The 17,239-nt window shown below is 58.1% G+C and carries 15 protein-coding genes; 8 read left to right on the top strand and 7 right to left on the bottom strand.

The genetic code is table 11. The annotated features are described in order from the left end of the window. Positions 1–55: 55 nt before the first annotated feature. The 6 genes from pdxA to pobA form a co-directional block, all read right to left on the bottom strand. On the bottom strand, positions 56–1,078 hold the full coding sequence (gene pdxA, locus KQP88_RS16190) for a 4-hydroxythreonine-4-phosphate dehydrogenase PdxA (RefSeq protein ID WP_216703601.1): 1,023 nt from the start codon (positions 1,076–1,078) through the stop codon (positions 56–58). Continuing rightward, positions 1,071–2,330, bottom strand: coding sequence for a four-carbon acid sugar kinase family protein (locus KQP88_RS16185; RefSeq protein WP_216703600.1), 1,260 nt, complete (start codon positions 2,328–2,330; stop codon positions 1,071–1,073). Before KQP88_RS16185 ends, pdxA begins: the two co-directional genes overlap by 8 nt. Beyond that, complete coding sequence (locus tag KQP88_RS16180) at positions 2,327–3,496, bottom strand: iron-containing alcohol dehydrogenase (RefSeq protein ID WP_216703599.1); 1,170 nt, start codon at positions 3,494–3,496, stop codon at positions 2,327–2,329. The genes KQP88_RS16185 and KQP88_RS16180 overlap by 4 nt, the downstream gene beginning before the upstream one ends. Positions 3,497–3,511: 15 nt before the next feature. Beyond that, positions 3,512–4,384: a 4-hydroxy-tetrahydrodipicolinate synthase gene (gene dapA / locus KQP88_RS16175; RefSeq protein WP_216703598.1), complete on the bottom strand. Its 873-nt coding sequence runs from the start codon at positions 4,382–4,384 to the stop codon at positions 3,512–3,514. Positions 4,385–5,165: 781 nt separating this feature from the next. Continuing rightward, positions 5,166–6,494, bottom strand: coding sequence for an MFS transporter (locus KQP88_RS16170; protein ID WP_216703597.1), 1,329 nt, complete (start codon positions 6,492–6,494; stop codon positions 5,166–5,168). Positions 6,495–6,751: 257 nt separating this feature from the next. Beyond that, positions 6,752–7,936 (bottom strand): 4-hydroxybenzoate 3-monooxygenase, encoded by a 1,185-nt coding sequence (gene pobA / locus KQP88_RS16165; RefSeq protein ID WP_216703596.1) that lies wholly within the window; start codon positions 7,934–7,936, stop codon positions 6,752–6,754. 151 nt (positions 7,937–8,087) lie between these two features. Here pobA and KQP88_RS16160 point away from each other — a divergent pair, with 151 nt between their 5' ends. Continuing rightward, complete coding sequence (locus KQP88_RS16160; protein ID WP_216703595.1) at positions 8,088–8,957, top strand: helix-turn-helix domain-containing protein; 870 nt, start codon at positions 8,088–8,090, stop codon at positions 8,955–8,957. A 36-nt stretch (positions 8,958–8,993) separates the two neighbouring features. Here KQP88_RS16160 and ppnN read toward each other — a convergent pair whose 3' ends face one another. Then, positions 8,994–10,367: a nucleotide 5'-monophosphate nucleosidase PpnN gene (ppnN, locus tag KQP88_RS16155; RefSeq protein WP_200992417.1), complete on the bottom strand. Its 1,374-nt coding sequence runs from the start codon at positions 10,365–10,367 to the stop codon at positions 8,994–8,996. 334 nt (positions 10,368–10,701) lie between these two features. On the opposite strand from ppnN, the gene KQP88_RS16150 reads away from it, so the two are divergent. From KQP88_RS16150 to KQP88_RS16120, 7 genes are all read left to right on the top strand, one after another. Beyond that, positions 10,702–11,373 carry a TIGR04211 family SH3 domain-containing protein gene (locus KQP88_RS16150; RefSeq protein ID WP_200992416.1) on the top strand — a complete coding sequence of 224 codons (672 nt, stop codon included), beginning with the start codon at positions 10,702–10,704 and terminating at the stop codon, positions 11,371–11,373. A gap of 279 nt (positions 11,374–11,652) precedes the next feature. After that, complete coding sequence (locus KQP88_RS16145) at positions 11,653–13,254, top strand: tetratricopeptide repeat-containing response regulator (protein ID WP_216703594.1); 1,602 nt, start codon at positions 11,653–11,655, stop codon at positions 13,252–13,254. Then, complete coding sequence (locus KQP88_RS16140) at positions 13,251–13,943, top strand: sensor histidine kinase (RefSeq protein ID WP_200992414.1); 693 nt, start codon at positions 13,251–13,253, stop codon at positions 13,941–13,943. The genes KQP88_RS16145 and KQP88_RS16140 overlap by 4 nt, the downstream gene beginning before the upstream one ends. Before the next feature lie 228 nt (positions 13,944–14,171). Then, positions 14,172–14,378: an acyl carrier protein gene (locus KQP88_RS16135; RefSeq protein WP_200992413.1), complete on the top strand. Its 207-nt coding sequence runs from the start codon at positions 14,172–14,174 to the stop codon at positions 14,376–14,378. A gap of 203 nt (positions 14,379–14,581) precedes the next feature. After that, a complete protein-coding gene (locus tag KQP88_RS16130) occupies positions 14,582–15,343 on the top strand; it encodes an SDR family NAD(P)-dependent oxidoreductase (RefSeq protein WP_216703593.1) in 762 nt (253 codons plus the stop codon). Then, complete coding sequence (locus KQP88_RS16125; RefSeq protein ID WP_200992411.1) at positions 15,340–15,981, top strand: acetyltransferase; 642 nt, start codon at positions 15,340–15,342, stop codon at positions 15,979–15,981. The genes KQP88_RS16130 and KQP88_RS16125 overlap by 4 nt, the downstream gene beginning before the upstream one ends. Before the next feature lie 5 nt (positions 15,982–15,986). Continuing rightward, positions 15,987–17,006, top strand: a complete 1,020-nt coding sequence (locus KQP88_RS16120) for a ketoacyl-ACP synthase III (RefSeq protein WP_216703592.1) — start codon at positions 15,987–15,989, stop codon at positions 17,004–17,006. Positions 17,007–17,239: the final 233 nt, after the last annotated feature.

Below are 17,239 nucleotides of genomic sequence, written 5' to 3'. Positions count from 1 at the left end.
ATTATTGTTTTTTTGGCGCGTTATGGGTGCCGCACGTCTTTGCCGGGATTTGGTTTCAGACGGCGATGGAATTGCGGGTGTCGCGTTTACGGGTAGCCAGTTCCACGGCCTGGCGCAGGGCTTCGATCAGGCTGCGCTCATCGGCGATGCCTTTGCCGGCAATATCGAAAGCGGTGCCGTGATCCACCGAGGTCCGAATCACCGGCAGGCCGATGGTGACGTTGACTCCGGCTTCCAGGCCCATGACCTTGACCGGGCCATGGCCCTGATCGTGGTACATGGCGACCACGGCATCGAAGTCGCCACGACCGGCCCGGAAGAACAGCGTGTCGGCCGGCAGCGGGCCTTCGACACGCCAGCCGCGTGCGCGCAATTCGTCGATGGCGGGCTGGATCTTGGTGGCTTCTTCGCCATAGCCGAACAGACCGTTTTCACCGGCATGGGGGTTGATGCCGCACACCGCAATCAGCGGGTTTTCGATACCGGCACGCACCAGGGTTTCCCGGGCACGCTCGATGGTGCGCTTGACCAGGCCCGGCTCGATCCGGGCAATGGCATCGATGATGCCGATGTGGGTGGTGACATGGATGACCCGCAGAATCGGCGTCATCAGCATCATCGACACTTCTTCCACACCCAGCAGATGAGCGAGCATTTCAGTGTGGCCCGGGAAGATATGCCCGCCTGCGTGCAGCGCTTCCTTGTTCAGTGGCGCGGTGCAGATCGCATCCAGTTCACCGGCTTCGGTGAGTTGCACGGTGCGTTCGATGTAGCGAAAGGCAGCGTCACCGGCAATGGGCGACAACTTGCCATAAGGCAGGTCGGCAGGGATCAGGCCCAGATCGATGCAGTCCACCACGCCCTGGGCGAAGCGCGCCTGTGCCGGGCTGGCAATGCTGTTGACGCGCAGGTTGCTGCCGACGATGCGGTTGGCGTCTTCAAGGCGCTTGGCGTCGCCGATCACCAGCGGACGGCAGGTTTCGTACACCGAAGCGTGGGTCAGGGTTTTCATGATGATTTCAGGACCCACCCCGGCGGCGTCGCCCATGGTGATACCAATGACAGGACGTTCAGACATAGGGAGCTTCCTCTTTGAAAGTAGTGCCGGTCGCAGCCGGTTCATGCAGCTGTCGCCAGGCCGCGAGAAAGGTGTCGGGGTTACCAAAGCCGCCAGCCTTGGTCACCACATTGAGGTGGCGGGAGCCGAGTCGGGCCTGGGACAGCACCACGCCGGTGGCGAGTTCGCCCAGCAGGGTCATGTGATCGATCCCGGCCTCCACCAGAATCGCCCGTGCAGTTTCGCCGCCGGTGGCGATCAGCGAACCGGCATGGGGCAGGGCCGGTGCCAGCCATCGGGCCAGTGCGTTGCTCAGGTCGGCCGCTTGTGCCGGGTCGCGATGTTGCTGATCCAGTCGCACCAGCACGTCATGCCCTGCGCTCAACTGGTCTTCCAGTTGCTGGCGCAGTGCATCGCGTTCGACCTGTGCATGGCTGTCCAGCAAGGTGGCTGGAGCAATCGTCAGGCTGTATTGCGGGCTGTATTGCGCCAGGGTGTCGGCCTGTACCTGCGAGTGCCGGGACATGCTGCCGACCACGGTCAGTACGGGAGAGCGGGGCGTTACCTGGACGGTTCGGGCGGCTGGCAGCCCCAATGCCTGAGGCAGATGCCGGGCAAGACCTGCCGAACCGACCCAGAACAATTGCTGATGCCACTGGGCCGAAGCCTGGGCCAGTTTCTGCAGATCGCTGTCCCGCTCGGCATCGCAGACCAGTGCCTGTACGCCGTTTTCCAGGGCCGTGCGCAAGGTCTGTTTCAGAGTCGCGCCATCGCGCAGATCGTCCAGCCCCAGCCATTGCGTACGCAAACCCTGCTTGAGCAGCAGCTCCAGCAGATTGCTGGTGCCTTGCAGGTTCTCGTTGCGCCACACATCGCTCTGATCCACCGGTACGCCATCGATCAATTGCACGCCCTGGCTGGTAGTGCGCTTCATGTCCGGGAAAGCCGGAGCCACCAGGGCCATACCGCGTACCGATTGCAACGCGTCGATTTCGCTGGCGACATTGCCGCGCAGGGTGGAGTCGATTTTCTTGTACAACGCCATGGATGTGGCATGTTGCTGGCGCAGGATGACACGGTGTTGTTCGGCTGCCTGCTGGGGTGCCATGCGACGGGAGTCAACATCTATGGCGACGACGTCCGCTGCCAGCGAGCCCGCAGTGGTCAGCACTACGCGAGTCTCGATACGCGCTGCAAAATCCGCTGCACAGTCGGCTGCCCCTGACAGATCGTCAGCGAGTATCAGCAGGCCGGGAAAGTCGGCGCGACTCATGGCAGCAGGCACCGGTACAACTGCTGGATGTCGTCCAGGCTCAAGGGCTTGGGGTTGTTGGTCATCAGGCGGGTCACTTTGGACGCTGCCACCGCCATGTCCGGCAGATGCTCTTCGGCAACGCCGAAATCACGCAGGTTCTGAGGAATGTTCAGCACCAGGGTCCACTGGCGAATCTGCTCGATCAGTTTATGGGCGGCTGCTTCGTTGCTGTCCTCATGACTGGCAAGGCCGCACACCAGCGCGGCGCGCTTGAGGCGTTCGGCGCAGCTGTCCAGATTGAAGGCCATGACATGGGGCAGCAGCATGGCGTTGGCCACGCCATGGGTGACATGAAACTTGCCGCCCAGCGGGTAAGCCAATGCATGCACTGCTGCGGTTCCGGCCGCCGTCAGGGCCAGACCGCCGTACATCGAACCCAGCAGCATGTCACCCCGTGCCCGCACCGATTCCGGTTGCTCATAGGACTCGACAATACTGCCCGCGATCAGGCGCATGGACTCCAGCGCAAAGGCATCGCTGATGGGGTTGGCCTTGGTGGAAATGAAGGATTCCAGCGAATGGGTGAAGGCATCCATTCCGGTGGCTGCGGTGATCGGGCGGGGTAGGCTGAGGGTCAGCAGCGGATCGAGCAGCACCAGGGTCGGCAGCAGATGACGGCTGACTACGCCGATTTTCAGTTCTTCATCCGGCAGGGTGACGATGGCGTTGGGGGTGACTTCCGAGCCGGTGCCCGACGTGGTCGGCACCAGCACCATGGGTTTGCCGGGGTGCGTGACCTTGTCGATGCCCAGCAGATCCTTGAGTGGTGTGTCGTTGGTCAGCATCACTGCGAACAGCTTGGCGGCGTCCAGCACGCTGCCACCACCAATGGCGATCAGTGCATCGGGGGCGTGAGGGGCAACGTCTTCCCGGAACACCCGCTCGATGTTTTCCAGCGTCGGTTCGATCTCGACGTTATCGAGCATGTGCACGGCGATATCGCGGGCCTGAAGTTGCTCGATGACACGCTGGGTCACGCCCAGATTGTGCATGGCGTTCTGAGTGACCAGCACCACGGTTTTGACCGGGACATCGAGCAGCGGCAGCTTTTCAGCGAGCAGATCAAGGCTGCCGGGGCCGTGAACCACATGCTTCACGGTCTGGAAGTGATAAGTGGCGGACATGGGATTACCTCCGGCTTAGCGGTAGACGGCCAGCAGGCCTTGGAGTTTTTCCAGTGCCGCGGCATCCAGCGGCTGGACCGGCGCACGGCATGGGCCGACGGGGACATTGAGCAATTGGGTCGCGGTCTTCAGCACCACCGGCATGGTGCCCAGCGCGAACGCATCGCGCAGTGGACGCAGGGCTTCCTGGGCAACGCGGGCGGCTTCGTGATTGCCCGACTGAAAGTTGTTCCAGATCGACATGACCACATCCGGCACCGCATTGGCGGTGGCTGCGATAGCGCCATCGCCACCGGCCAGCAGGTTCCAGTAGATCAACGAGTCGGTGCCCGCGAACACGGCGAAGTCGTCGCTGCGGTATTTCATCATCTGCACCAGCGCGTCGAAGTTACCGGCGCTGTCCTTGATGCCTTTGATTTTCGGGTGCTGGCTGAGGGTGGCCACGGCACCGATGCCAATCGACATGCCGGTCTTGGCCGGAATGTTGTACATCATCAGCGGCAACTCGGACGCATCGGCGATGGCTGCGTAGTGCTTGATGAGTTCGGACTGGCTGATGGCATTGAAGTACGGTGTGATGATGGACAGGGCATCTGCGCCCACATCGATCATTTTTTTGTTCAGTTCGATCACTTCATGGGTGGCAAAGGCCCCGGTGCCCACGACTACAGGCACGCGCCCGGCTGCCGCTTCGACGGTGATGCGGGCGATTTTCAGTTTTTCGGATTCGGAGAGGGTGAAGAACTCACCGTTGGTACCCAGCACGAAAAGCCCGTGTACACCGGCTTGCAGAAGGTTTTCGATCAGGCCGCGAAGGGCTTGCTCATCGAGTTGCTGGTCATCGGTAAAGGGCGTGACCAGAGCTGGAATGATGCCGCGAAATTGCATGGCCATAGTCTCGTTTTATTGTTAGTGGCTCGATAGTGATTGAATCGATCATTTGTGGCAAGTGGTTTTGATTGGTTTTTTCAAAATGCGGGTAGGAGATCACCCGCCGCCCTGGTGCAGTGTTGTTGCAAATTGAGTGTTCGGCTTGAGGTCGCCTTGCGCCTTTACGGCGCGTCACTTTGGTTTCGGCCAAAGTAACCAAAGCCATTGCTCCGGGTTCGGCCCCGCCTTGGGGCGGGGTTCCTTCGTTCCGGCAGTGATCCGGCGGTCGCCGCAATGGGCCATCCATGGCCCTGTGCGGCTAACTCTGCATCCCTGCAGAGTTCCCACCGGATCACTGCCTCCACTCAGCCGTCACCAACGTCGCGCTCTGCGGTGTTCTCACAACCGCGGCAAAGAGCTTTTACGCTTGTGCTTGTCGCTTGTGCTTTTTAAACCGAGATAGCTCAGACACCGCCGATTGCGACGTTGGTGAAGGCCGAGTGGAGGTATTGCGCAGTGGGGTGCGAGGCAGGACGCCGAGCAAGCGCCGCAGGGCCATGGAAGGCCCGTCGGCGCGTACCCACGGAGCAATGCCGGAGCGAGGGAACCCCGCCTCAAGGCGGGGCCGAACCCGGAGCGGATGGTTTTCCCCCCTTTTGCCGAAACAAAAGGGGGCCGCCGTAAAGGCGGAACCAGTAGTACCAGCACATACCGATAATGGATATGTACACCGGAGAACGTTTCTGACTCACAAAAAAAGCCAGACACGAAGTCTGGCTTTTGACTTTGCGGGCAAGGCTTACGCGGCGGCTGCCACCTTCGGCGTTTGCTGGCGGCTGATTCGCAGAGTCACCAGGCTGCCGACGATGGTCAGGCCGGCCAGAGAGTACAGCGCCATGGTGGTGGAGCCGGTCTGGTCCTTGATCCAGCCCACCAGGTACGGGCTGAGGAGGCCGGCCATCTGGCCGATGGAGTTGATCAGGGCCAATCCGGCAACCGCGACGCTGGCGTTGAGCAGGGCGGTGGGCAGTGGCCAGAACATCGGCAGGCCGGTGAGGGCGCCCATGGTGGCGATGGTCAGGCCAAGGATCGCGATGACCGGCACGGTGGCGAAGTTGGCAGCGATGATCAGGCCCAGAGCCCCCATCAGCATCGGCACAACCAAGTGCCAGCGTCGTTCATTGCGCAGATCCGCCGAGCGGCCCACCAGAATCATGAACACGCCAGCCATGAGATAAGGCACGGCGCTGATCCAGCCGATTACCAATGCATCGCTGAAACCCAGGTTCTTGATGATCGACGGCAGCCAGAAGTTGATTGCATACACGCCACTCTGGATACAGAAGTAGATAAAGCCCAGCACCCAGATGAACGGCATGGTCAGTACCGAAAGCGGGGAGGCTTTTTCGCTGATCACCGGACGGCTGAGTTCATCGGCGGTGATATCGGCCTTGACCAGCTGACGCTGCTCGGGTGTCAGCCAGCGTGCATCTTCAACCTTGTCGCACAGCAGCAGGAACGCCAGCAGGCCCAGCACGACGGTCGGCAGGCCCTGAATCAGGAACATCCACTGCCAGCCGGCCATGCCGCCCTGGCCCGCGGCGAAGTGGTTGAGAATCCAGCCGGAGAACGGTCCGCCCAACAGGCCGGAAACCGGGATGGCGGACATGAACAAGGCCATGATCCGGCCACGTCGCTGGTTCGGGTACCAGCGCGAGAGGTAGAGCACGATGCCGGGGAAGAACCCGGCTTCGGCCATGCCGGTCAGGAAGCGCAGTACGTAGAACTCCATTGGCGTGGTGACGAACAGCAGGCAGGTGGAGAACGTGCCCCAGGTGATCATCATCAGGCCGATCCAGCGCCGCGGCCCGAAACGGTTGAGCGCCAGGTTGCTGGGCAGGCCGCACAATACGTAGCCGATGAAGAAGATCCCGGCTCCCAGGCCGTAGACGGTTTCGCTGAAGTTCAGGGCATCGAGCATCTGCAGCTTGGCAAAGCCGACGTTGACCCGATCCAGATAGTTGAACAGGTAGCAGATGAAAATGAAGGGTATGAGGCGCAGGGTGATGCGACGGTAGACATGGTTGCCTTCGACGTCGCCAACATCCCGAATCGATGGGTTGGACATGGCGGTGAATCCTCGGAACTTGTTGTTTTTATACTGCGTGTAACTGACTCCGATCTTATGGGGGCGGGGACGAAAACTCTTTGGCGATTTGCACTGCCATGCCGGGTGGTTGTTGTGAGATTGCACAATCAAGGTCAATGAATCACTTTGTGGGAGGCAGCTTGCTGGCGACTTTGGCGTACAGGCGCAGAATATCTGCCGGTTTTCATGCCTTTCTCGCCAGCAAGCTGCCTCCCACGGATTGTGGTGACTGCTCACTACTCAATCGTTTCGTAGGGCAGGCCCACATAGTTCTCGGCGATGGTCCTGCGCCCGGATTCCGAGCTTACGTAGTAATCCAGCTCGGTCTGCTGCAGCCGCTGGCTGAAGTCATCGGTGCCTGGAAAGCTGTGCAGGATCGAGGTCATCCACCAGGAAAATCGCTCGGCTTTCCAGACCCGGCGCAGGCAGATCTGTGAATATTTTTCCAGCAGGTCGGTGCGACCTTCCTTGTAGACCTTGAGCATGATCCGGTACAGCGTGTTGACATCACTGGCTGCCAGGTTCAGCCCTTTCGCACCGGTCGGCGGGACGATATGGGCGGTGTCGCCCACCAGGAAGAGGCGACCGTACTGCATGGGCTCCACGACAAAACTGCGCAGCGGCGCGATGCTCTTTTCAATGGACGGGCCGGTGACCAGTCGTTCGGCCAGGTGCTCCGGTAGCCGGGTCTTCAACTCGTCCCAGAAACGCTCATCCGGCCAGTCTTCGACCTTTTCATCTGTGCTGACCTGTACGTAGTAACGGGTTCGAGTGGTCGAGCGCATGCTGCACAGGGCAAAGCCGCGTGGATGGTTGGCGTACACCAGCTCTTCGTTGACCGGTGGCGTGTCTGCCAGTACGCCGAGCCAGCCAAAGGGATAGACGCGCTCGAAGATTTTCAGGCTGTCTGCGGGAATGGATTGCCGGGAAACACCGTGGAAGCCGTCGCAGCCGGCAATGTAATCGCAGTCCAGGCGCTGTGTTTCGCCGTTCTTGCTGAAGGTCACATAAGGGCGGTCGGTTTTCAGGTCGTGGGGCTGGACGTCTTCAGCGTCATAGACGGTCATGGCACCGGCTTGCGAGCGGGCCTGCATCAGGTCGCGAGTGACTTCAGTCTGGCCATAGACCATCACGGTCTTGCCGCCGGTCAGGGCTTTGAGGTCGATACGCTCGCAGCGTCCCTCGAAAGCCAGCTCGAAACCATCATGAATCAGCCCCTCCGCGTTCATGCGCGCACCGGCGCCGGCTTCGCGCAGCAGGTCGACCATGCCTTGTTCCAGCACACCGGCGCGGATGCGGGAAAGGATGTAGTCAGGGTTCTTGCGTTCGATGATGACGTTATCGATACCGGCACGTTGCAGCAGTTGGCCCAGCAGCAGCCCGGACGGGCCTGAGCCGATGATTGCGACTTGGGTTTTCATTGTTGTTTTCCTGTCCTGTGTCCCTGCCAGTCGATGAGCGGCGGGATGTCTTGTTTTTGTCTCCTGTATTTTTAATGGATGCCCATGGCATAAGAAGGCACTATTCAGCACATTATCTGGACTTTTCAAGGATTACCCACAGGAACCGGTCATGCCCAGAACAGCGCTTGCCGCGATTCCGGTTTTCAAGCTCTATGGCGAGACGGCCGCCTGGCCCACGCCGGATCTGATCCATTGCGAGTCGATCCCCGAACGCAGCAGGATTCATGAGTGGGAGATCAAGCCCCATCGACACAGCGATCTGGTGCAACTGCTGTATGTGCAATCGGGACGGGCCGTGTTGAAGGTGGAGGAGGCGGTCCATGAGGTCGACACGCCCTCGTTGCTGGTGGTCCCGGCGCTGAGCGTACACACCTTCAAGTTCAGCGAAGACATTCAGGGCCATATCCTCAGCCTGGCCAGGCCTTTGGTGGAGCAACTGGAGGCAGCACTGGACGATCCGGTGTCGGGTTCGGCTCACTGCCTTTCGCTTGGGGCTGACAGTCATTACGTGGACACCCTGTTCAGCGCGATTGCGGCAGAGTACCGACAGCCTCGTGCCGGACGTGACTTGATGCTGCAGTCATTGATCAATGTGTTGATGGTCTGGCTGAGTCGGCGCTGCAACGAGCACGTGCTTCAGGATATTCAGGTTCCTGATCGCGGACGCGAGCATTTGCAGGCGTTCATGCATCAACTGGAGTCGAATTTTCGCGAGCATTGGCCCATCGAGCGACATGCGCAGCAGATGGGTATCAGTGCTGCGCATCTCAATGCCTTGTGTCGTCGCCTTTGCGACCAGTCGGCCTTGCAGATCATCAACCAGCGATTGCTGCTGGAGGCCCGGCGCAGTCTGGTTTACACCACCATGACCATCAACCAGGTATCTGACAGCCTGGGGTTTTCAGAGCCTGCGTATTTCTCGCGCTTCTTCAAGCGCGCGACAGGGCTTTCGCCCAGGCAGTTTCGTAGTCGGCGTTAATAAAAAACGGGGCGCTTTGCAGGCGCCCCGTCGGTCTTACGTCACCACCTGATAGCACGGCACATAGGCTGCGCCACCGGGCAGTTTCATACGATGCTGTTCGACGAATGCCTGCAACAGCTTGTCCAGCGGCTTCATGATCGCCGGGTCGCCATGGATCTGATAAGGACCATGTTCCTCGATCAGGCGAATACCCTTGTCCTTCACGTTGCCCGCCACGATACCGGAGAACGCACGACGCAGATTGGCAGCCAGTTCATGAGGTGGAATCTCATGGTTCAGTTGCAGTTTCGCCATGTTTTCGTGGGTCGGATCGAAAGGGTGCTGGAAGCTTTCTTCGATCTTGAGCAGCCAGTTGAAGTGGAAGGCATCGTTGCGCTCGCGGCGGAACTGTTTGACTTCCTTCAGGCTGCGGGTCATCACCCGGGCAACTTCTGCCGGATCATCGACGATGATCTGGTAGTGCTTCTGAGCGGCTTCACCCAGGGTGGCGCCGACGAAAGCATGCAGTTGTTGCAGGTAAGGCTCGGTGTTTTTCGGACCGGTCAGGATCACCGGGAACGGTACATCCCTGTTGTCCGGATGCATCAGGATGCCCAGCAGATACAGGAACTCTTCAGCCGTGCCAGCGCCGCCCGGGAAGATGATGATGCCGTGGCCGACACGCACGAAGGCTTCCAGACGTTTTTCGATGTCCGGCAGGATCACCAGTTCGTTGACGATGGGGTTCGGCGCTTCGGCAGCGATGATGCCGGGCTCGGTCAGACCCAGGTAGCGGCCGCCATTGATACGCTGTTTGGCGTGGGCGATGGTGGCGCCTTTCATCGGGCCTTTCATCACGCCCGGGCCGCAGCCGGTGCAGATGTCCAGGCTGCGCAGGCCCAGTTCGTGACCGACTTTCTTGGTGTATTTGTATTCTTCGGTGTTGATCGAGTGACCACCCCAGCACACCACCATCTTCGGCTCTACGCCGGCGCGCAGGGTGCGGGCGTTGCGCAGCAGGTGGAAGACGTAGTCGGTGATGCCATGGGAAGTGCTCAGGTCGATGCGCTGGCTGTCCAGCTCGCTCTCTGTGTAAACGATGTCGCGCAGGGCGCTGAACAGCATTTCGCGAGTGCTGGCGATCATTTCGCCATCTACGAAGGCGTCCGCTGGCGCATTGAGCAGTTCCAGGCGAACTCCGCGGTCCTGCTGATGAATGCGAACCTCGAAGTTCTCGTAGGCTTCAAGAATGGTCTTGGCGTTATCGACATGGGCGCCGGTATTGAGAATGGCCAGGGCGCACTGGCGAAAAAGTGTGTAGGTACTGCCTGAACCTGCCGCGCTGAGTTGCTGCACTTCACGTTGGGAGAGGGTTTCGAGGCTGCCTTTGGGGCTGACCGAGGCGTTAATCACTTGTCTTGGGATCATTCTATTTTCCATTAGAGCGATGCATCCGCAGTTGCATCAGGATGGTGAGCATCGATGACGTTCACGCCTGCCCGCATTGTCTACGGCACATGGACGGGAAAGCAAACGCTGTGCATCACAGTCACTGTCTTGAGCATAGTCGCACGGCTGAAACCGTTTGAAATCAGGCAATAACGGGCCTTTTGCCATATGGCTGAATTTTGACGCTTGAGGGGTCGATAGTGAACCTGACCCCGTTCGGAGGGTCTGTTAGCTGATGGACTCACTCGACGGACCACAAGGTCAGGAGCCTCAGGGTCTTAATTTCTTATTTCAGACAAAGATAATCATTGCCATGTCTCGTCATTTTTCCGCACTCGTATCTCGTGCACCTGTCCTCTTCAATGCTTCCCGTCGCGCTCTGGGTGCCGGTCTTTTCGGCACGCTGCTGACAGTTTTGACGCCTCATGCCCACGCGGCGGAAAACGATCGCTGGGTCAGCGACAACCTCAGCACTTACGTGCGCAGCGGTCCAACCGATGGACACCGCATTGTCGGCACCCTGAAGTCCGGGCAGAAGGTCGATCTGCTTTCGACCCAAGGCAACTACAGCCAGGTCAGGGGCGAGGGTGGCAGCACCGTCTGGATTCTCAGCAGCGACCTGCAGGATGTTGCCGGCCCAGCCGAAAGGGTCCCGCAGCTGACCGAGAAGGTAGACGAACTGACCGGGCAACTGGCCAATATCGACAACACCTGGAAGACCCGGGTTCAGGGCATGCAGGAAACCCTGGATGCACGCAAGAAGCTGATTGACGAACTGGAAGCCCGTACCCTGGCGCTCAATACCGAGCTGACCGACACCCAGTCCGAACTGCGCAACACCCAGGCCCGACTGGGTGACGAAAACAAGCAGGTCATGATGCGTTACATGGTCTATGGCGGCAGCATTGCCGGTATCGGCCTGCTGGTTGGCCTGATCCTTCCTTCCCTGACCCGCAGCCGCAAGCGCAACGACGGTTGGGTCTGACGATTAGCTGCTGCGCTGTCCCGCTCCAATCACCTCATCGCGAATGAATTCGCGTACGTTCGCCCAAGACTATTCAGTTTTTCAACCTTCGGTCGAGAAACTGAATAGTCTTGCCAGTTTCTGGCAGATAGCGGAAAGAATCCCGCAAGTGGAAAATTGTTTAATGGCAACTAGCCATTAGTTATCATGTGCGACCTGAAAGTTGGTTGCCAAGCCTGATTTAAAGCGTTTTCAGGTTATTGGAAGCACATTTTCACCCTCTGCAAGACAGGAATCTGGATGCTGGCGTACAACCAAAAGAACTTTCTTATCGTCGACGATTTTTCCGATTTTCGGAGTTCGGTAAGATCGATGCTGCGTGAGCTGGGCGTCAAGGAAGTGGATACTGCCGACACCGGTGAGCAGGCTCTGCGCATGTGCTCGCAAAAGCGCTATGACTTCGTCTTGCATGATTTCAACCTGGGTGATGGCCGCAAGAACGGTCAGCAGGTGCTCGAAGACCTGATGGTCGAAAGGCTGTTGAGCTATGAAAGCGTCTTTATCATGGTGACTGCCGAAAACAGCCAGGCCATGGTCATGAGCGCTCTTGAATGGGAGCCCGATGGCTACCTGACCAAACCTTTCAACCGTGCAGGCCTTGCCCAGCGCCTTGAAAAGCTGGTGCAGCGCAAGACCCTGCTCAAGCCTATCCTTCAGGCGCTCGACCGTCGCAAGCCTGCCGAAGTCCTGGCGGCCTGCAATACCCTGATTCAACAGGACCCGCGCTTTGCGCCCCTGTGCCTGCGCTACAAGGCCGACGCCCTGCGTGACCTTAACCAGAATGAACCTCTGGAAAGCTTCCTCAAGACCATCCTGGCCGACCGGGCTACGCCCTGGGCGTACGGCGCGTTGGGCAATCTGTTGCTCAAGCGTGGCAAGGTGACCGAGGCGCAAGCGGTTTTCGAGCAGGCCATCAAGGCTTTCCCCACCATGCCCGCGCTGTTTGACGGCCTTGCCGAAGTGCTGGTGGCTCGTGGCGATGCCAAACGCGCCCAGAGTGTGCTGGAAAACGCCGTGCGCCTTTCGCCTCTGGCGGTGCGTCGGCAAAAGCTGCTGGGCAAGCTGGCGCTGGGCAACGAAGATTTCGAGAGTGCCTCAAAGGCTTATCGCCAGGCCGTTTCCCAGGGCCAGCATTCTCGCTTCAAGGACCCTGAAACCAATCTCGGTCTGGCCCATGCCCTGATCAGCAAGGGTGGCGACCAGGGACTGGATGCACGTACCCGTGTCGAGATCAACAACGCCTTGGGCGATGTGGCCAAGGAGCACGTTGAAGACGAAGGTCTGCAAGTGCGTACTCGCTTGATGAAAGCGGCCAGCCTGCAGCATTCGGACCCTGAAATGGCTGCCAAGCTGACCGAGCAGGCCATGTCGCGTCTGGACAATATGGGGCAGTTTCTCAGTGCGGAGGCGGCGCTGGTGGTGGCCACCCAGCTCAAGCAACTGGGTCAGGAAGATGCTGGCGCAGGTGTGCTCAAGAACTGTGCGGAAATCTACGGCGATGACCCGGCTGTCATGAAAAGCATCGCCGCCATTACCGATGATCCTGCGATTCTGGGTGCCAACAAGGCGGCCATCGATCTCAATATCCAGGGCGTGCGCAGCTACAAGGCCGGTAATCTCACCGAAGCTCAGGACATGTTCCGTCGTGCCCTGGCCTTGCAGCCCAAGAACATCAGTATTGCGCTGAACATGGCGCAGTCCTTGCTGCATCCGGGACAGAACCTGGGCGAAGCAGGGCGTGAAGAGTGTCGTGCTACCCTGAAAATGGTTGGCAAGATGCCCGATAGCGACCCACGGTACGACCGTTATCAGAAACTCAAGGAAAGGGCGTTTGGCGCATGAGTGACAAAGAGAACGGACTCGATTTCTCCATGGTGATCGCTTCCACCGTCCACGACATGAAAAACTCCCTGGCGACCCTGACCCAGGCTCACAGCGAGTGGCTGGCACAGCTCCCCGGCGAGCAGCGCAGTTCTCCCGAGCATGGCGTCATCGATTACGAATTCGCCAACCTCAACGGCATGCTGGTGCAGTTGCTGGGGATCTACAAGCTGGGCGTCAATCAGCTTCCGTTGCGTCCCGATTATCACGAGCTGGATGATTTCATCGAGGCACAACTGGCGCATCACCAGGAAGTGCTGGGCAGTCGTGGCATCACTGCCAACTATGTCGTGGATGCCTTGAGCCCGCTGGGTTTCTTCGACCGCGAACTGATCGGTTCGGTGGTGGCCAATATCATCGTCAACGCCATCCGATTTGCCCGTGAGGAAATCGTGATCAGCGCAAGCGAAGAGGATGGCCAGTTGAAGATCGTCATTAATGACGATGGCCCGGGCTATCCGGCGCACATGATCGAGAATCAGGACGATTATGTTCAGGGTATCAACCAGAGCACAGGCAGCACCGGGCTTGGCCTTTACTTCGCAGCGCATATCGCTCGCCTGCATGAACGCAATGGTGTGCGGGGCCGTATCGAGATTGCCAATGGCGGTGTGCTGGGCGGCGGCAAGTTCAGTCTTTATCTGCCTTGATGAGTTTTTGACACCTCATACGGATTTTCAATTTTTCCGTTCTGCTACCTGCGCCGGTTTTTTGTCTTTCTCTCCTCCTGGTCTTTCAGAGCATGCTCCATACCCCCATGGCGCATGCTCTGAATCCGCGTAAACGGGCTTGGTTCGATTATTGCTTTGCCCCCTTTAAATGCGCGCGAAGTCCATCTTCACGTCACCCATCCGATTTTTGCTTGTGGAGTACTGGCAATGGAAGACAAGGTTCTGAGGTTGATGGAAGAAGCCATGGAGACCGACGAGGGCACGCTGAGCATGGGGCAGGCTCTTGATTGGGACTCGATTGCCGTGGTGACTTTCATGGCCCTGGCCGACGAACATTTTGGCAAGACACTCGCGGCTAGCCGATTGAGCAACTGTCACACGGTTGATGACGTCGTCAATCTTGTAAACGGATAAGATTTTTTCGACGTGCAACAAAGGCATCTTCAGCCTGGAGCGCGGCGTGAATATGGACTTTTCCCCTGATCGTACCGCTTGCCTTGTGCATGAGCCCCGAAGCTGACGGGCGATATTTCGCAGGTTATTCATGGGGTGGTTGTGTTGTATGGCTGTCGAATACACAAGTCAGCCCGGTTGTGTATTCAAATAAGGAAAGATAAGTGGAAACCAATCCTTTTTCACTGAACAACACGTTCATCATGGTAACCGGGGCATCGTCCGGTATTGGACGACAAGTTGCCATCTGGCTCAGTCAGCAAGGGGCTCGTATTGTTCTGGTGGCCAGGAACGAAGAGCAACTGGAAGCCACGAAAGCTGAAATGCAGGGAGAACACCATATCATCGAGCCTTTCGATTTCCTGGACGGACAGGATATCTCGGGCTGGATGAAGAAAATCACTCAGACGTACTCTCCTCTCCATGGTCTGGTTCATGCGGCCGGCGTACAAATGCCTCTTCCCATCCGTGCCCAGGGGCTGGAGCAGTGGGACAAGTTGTTTGCGATCAATGTCAAATCCGGTTTCTCCCTGATCAAGGCATTCCGGCAGAAAGGTGTCTGTACCCAGGCGTCCAGCATCGTACTTTTGTCTTCAGTCATGGCCCAGGCTGGACAACCTGCACTGGTGGGGTATTGCGCAACCAAAGGCGCGGTTGAATCAATGGTGCGCGCTGCAGCCCTGGAGCTGGCGCGTGAGGGAATACGTGTGAATTCAGTGGCTCCCGGTGTGGTGAGAACTGAAATGACGCAGAAGCTGGAAGATCTTGTCGGTACAGACTCAATGGAGCTTATCGAGCAGAAGCATGCCTTGGGTTTTGGTCATCCACTGGATATAGCTTATGCGATCAATTATCTGTTATCGCCTGCTGCCCGTTGGGTAACGGGAACTTCATTGGTTGTAGACGGCGGATACCTGGCGGAATGAATATGAATAAACTGATTATTGTCGGCGCGGGTGGGTTTGGACGGGAAGTTCATCAGTGGCTTGAAGACTGGGTGGCCTGCCATGAAGGGTGGGTGATTGCAGGCTTCATCGATGATCTCAAAAAAGATCTTGGCGACAAGAAAGGGTATTCGCCCATTCTTTCTACGATCGAGGCGTATGAGCCTCGTCCTGACGAGTATCTGGTTTGTGCAATAGGAATACCTTCCGGTAAAAGATTGGTCGTAGAGAAGTTGAAGAACAAGGGAGGCAGGTTTTTTACACTTGTTCACCCTAAAGCGATCGTCGGTAGAAATGTGGTCATCGGCGAAGGCTCGATTGTTTGCCCTCTCTCGATACTGACGGTTGATATTGAAGTGGGGCCGTTCGTCACGGTAAATCTATCCTGCACCGTTGGGCATGATTCTCGTATCGGCGGGTTTGTCACACTCAGTCCGCATTGTGATGTCAATGGCAACGTTACTCTGGATGAAGAGGTATTTGTCGGTACCGGGGCAACCATGATCCCGGGCGTTCACGTAGGGGAAAAGGCTGTCATCGGGGCCGGCAGTGTCGTTGTCCGCTCGGTGTCCCCTGGGCAGACAGTCCTGGGTATACCTGCCAAACGTATTTCAGGGTGAGTGTCATGGGTACCTATGCTCGCATCGCACACATAGAGTACGAGTTGCCTGCCCGGTCGCTGGATAATGAAGCGCTGGCCAGGGATTTTCCCGAATGGGACGTAGACAAGATCTTCCAGAAGACCGGTATCAATCAGCGCCACATCGTTGATGAGTCCGAAACAGCATCGGATCTGGCGTTTCGTGCATGCGAGAAGCTTTTTCACAACACCGATATCCAGCGCGGCGATATCGATGCCTTGATTTATTGCACCCAGAGCCCTGATTACGTATTGCCGGCCACGGCCTGTATTCTGCAGCACCGCTTGCAACTACCTACCACCTGCGCTGCTTTCGATTTCAATCAGGGATGTTCCGGTTACATTTATGGGCTCGGAATTGCCAAGGGGCTGATCGAGTCCGGGCAATGCAGGAATGTATTGCTGGTAACGGCAGAAACCTACAGTCGTTACATTCACCCGCAGGACAAGAGTGTCCGGACTCTGTTTGGCGATGCGGCAGCCGTCACTTTGCTTACTGCTGCTCAACAGGACGGGCCGTTTCTGGAGCGGTTTCGTTATGGCAGCGACGGGGCTGGCGCCGAAAACCTGATCGTTCCGATTGGTGGTGCACGCAGGCCTTTCGCGAAGAATCAGCAGCCGCAAGCGTATGGCGATGACAGCGGCAATGTCCGCACCGATGCGAACCTTTACATGAACGGCCCGGCCATTTTCGAGTTCTCGATGACGCGGGTTCCTCAGCTGTTTGCCTCGTTGTTCGATGAAGAAGTGGGTGTGCCTGACATTGATCTGTTCGTCTTTCATCAGGCCAACCAGTTCATGCTCGATGCGCTGCGCCGTCGCTTGAAGTTGCCTGCCGAAAAGTTTGCCATGGCGTTCCAGCACTGCGGCAACACGGTGTCCTGCACGATCCCGATTGCCCTGAAAGAGTCCGTGAACAAAGGCGCTCTCAAGCAGGGTGATCTCGTCGCGGCCGTAGGCTTTGGCGTCGGCTATTCCTGGGGTGCCTGCTTGATTCGCTGGTGAAAAAGCATCTGAAAGGAAAGGGCCTCAACAGAGTCAGGGCGATCAGTTAAGGTCAATAGACCTCTTTGTGGGAGGCAGCTTGCTGGCGAAAAAGGCCTGACACTGGCAGATATTCTGCGTCGTATGCTGAAGTCGCCAGCAAGCTGCCTCCCACAAGTGTTGTTTGTGCCTTAACTCAACAGAGGCCCTTTCTTTTATCTGTGGGAAAGGGCACCTTCAGGTGCCCCATCTCT

The sequence above is a fragment of the Pseudomonas lijiangensis genome (genome assembly GCF_018968705.1).
GTDB lineage: Bacteria > Pseudomonadota > Gammaproteobacteria > Pseudomonadales > Pseudomonadaceae > Aquipseudomonas > Aquipseudomonas lijiangensis.
Note: the sequence above shows the minus strand (reverse complement) of the source record. Positions and strands in the feature narration are given on the sequence as shown.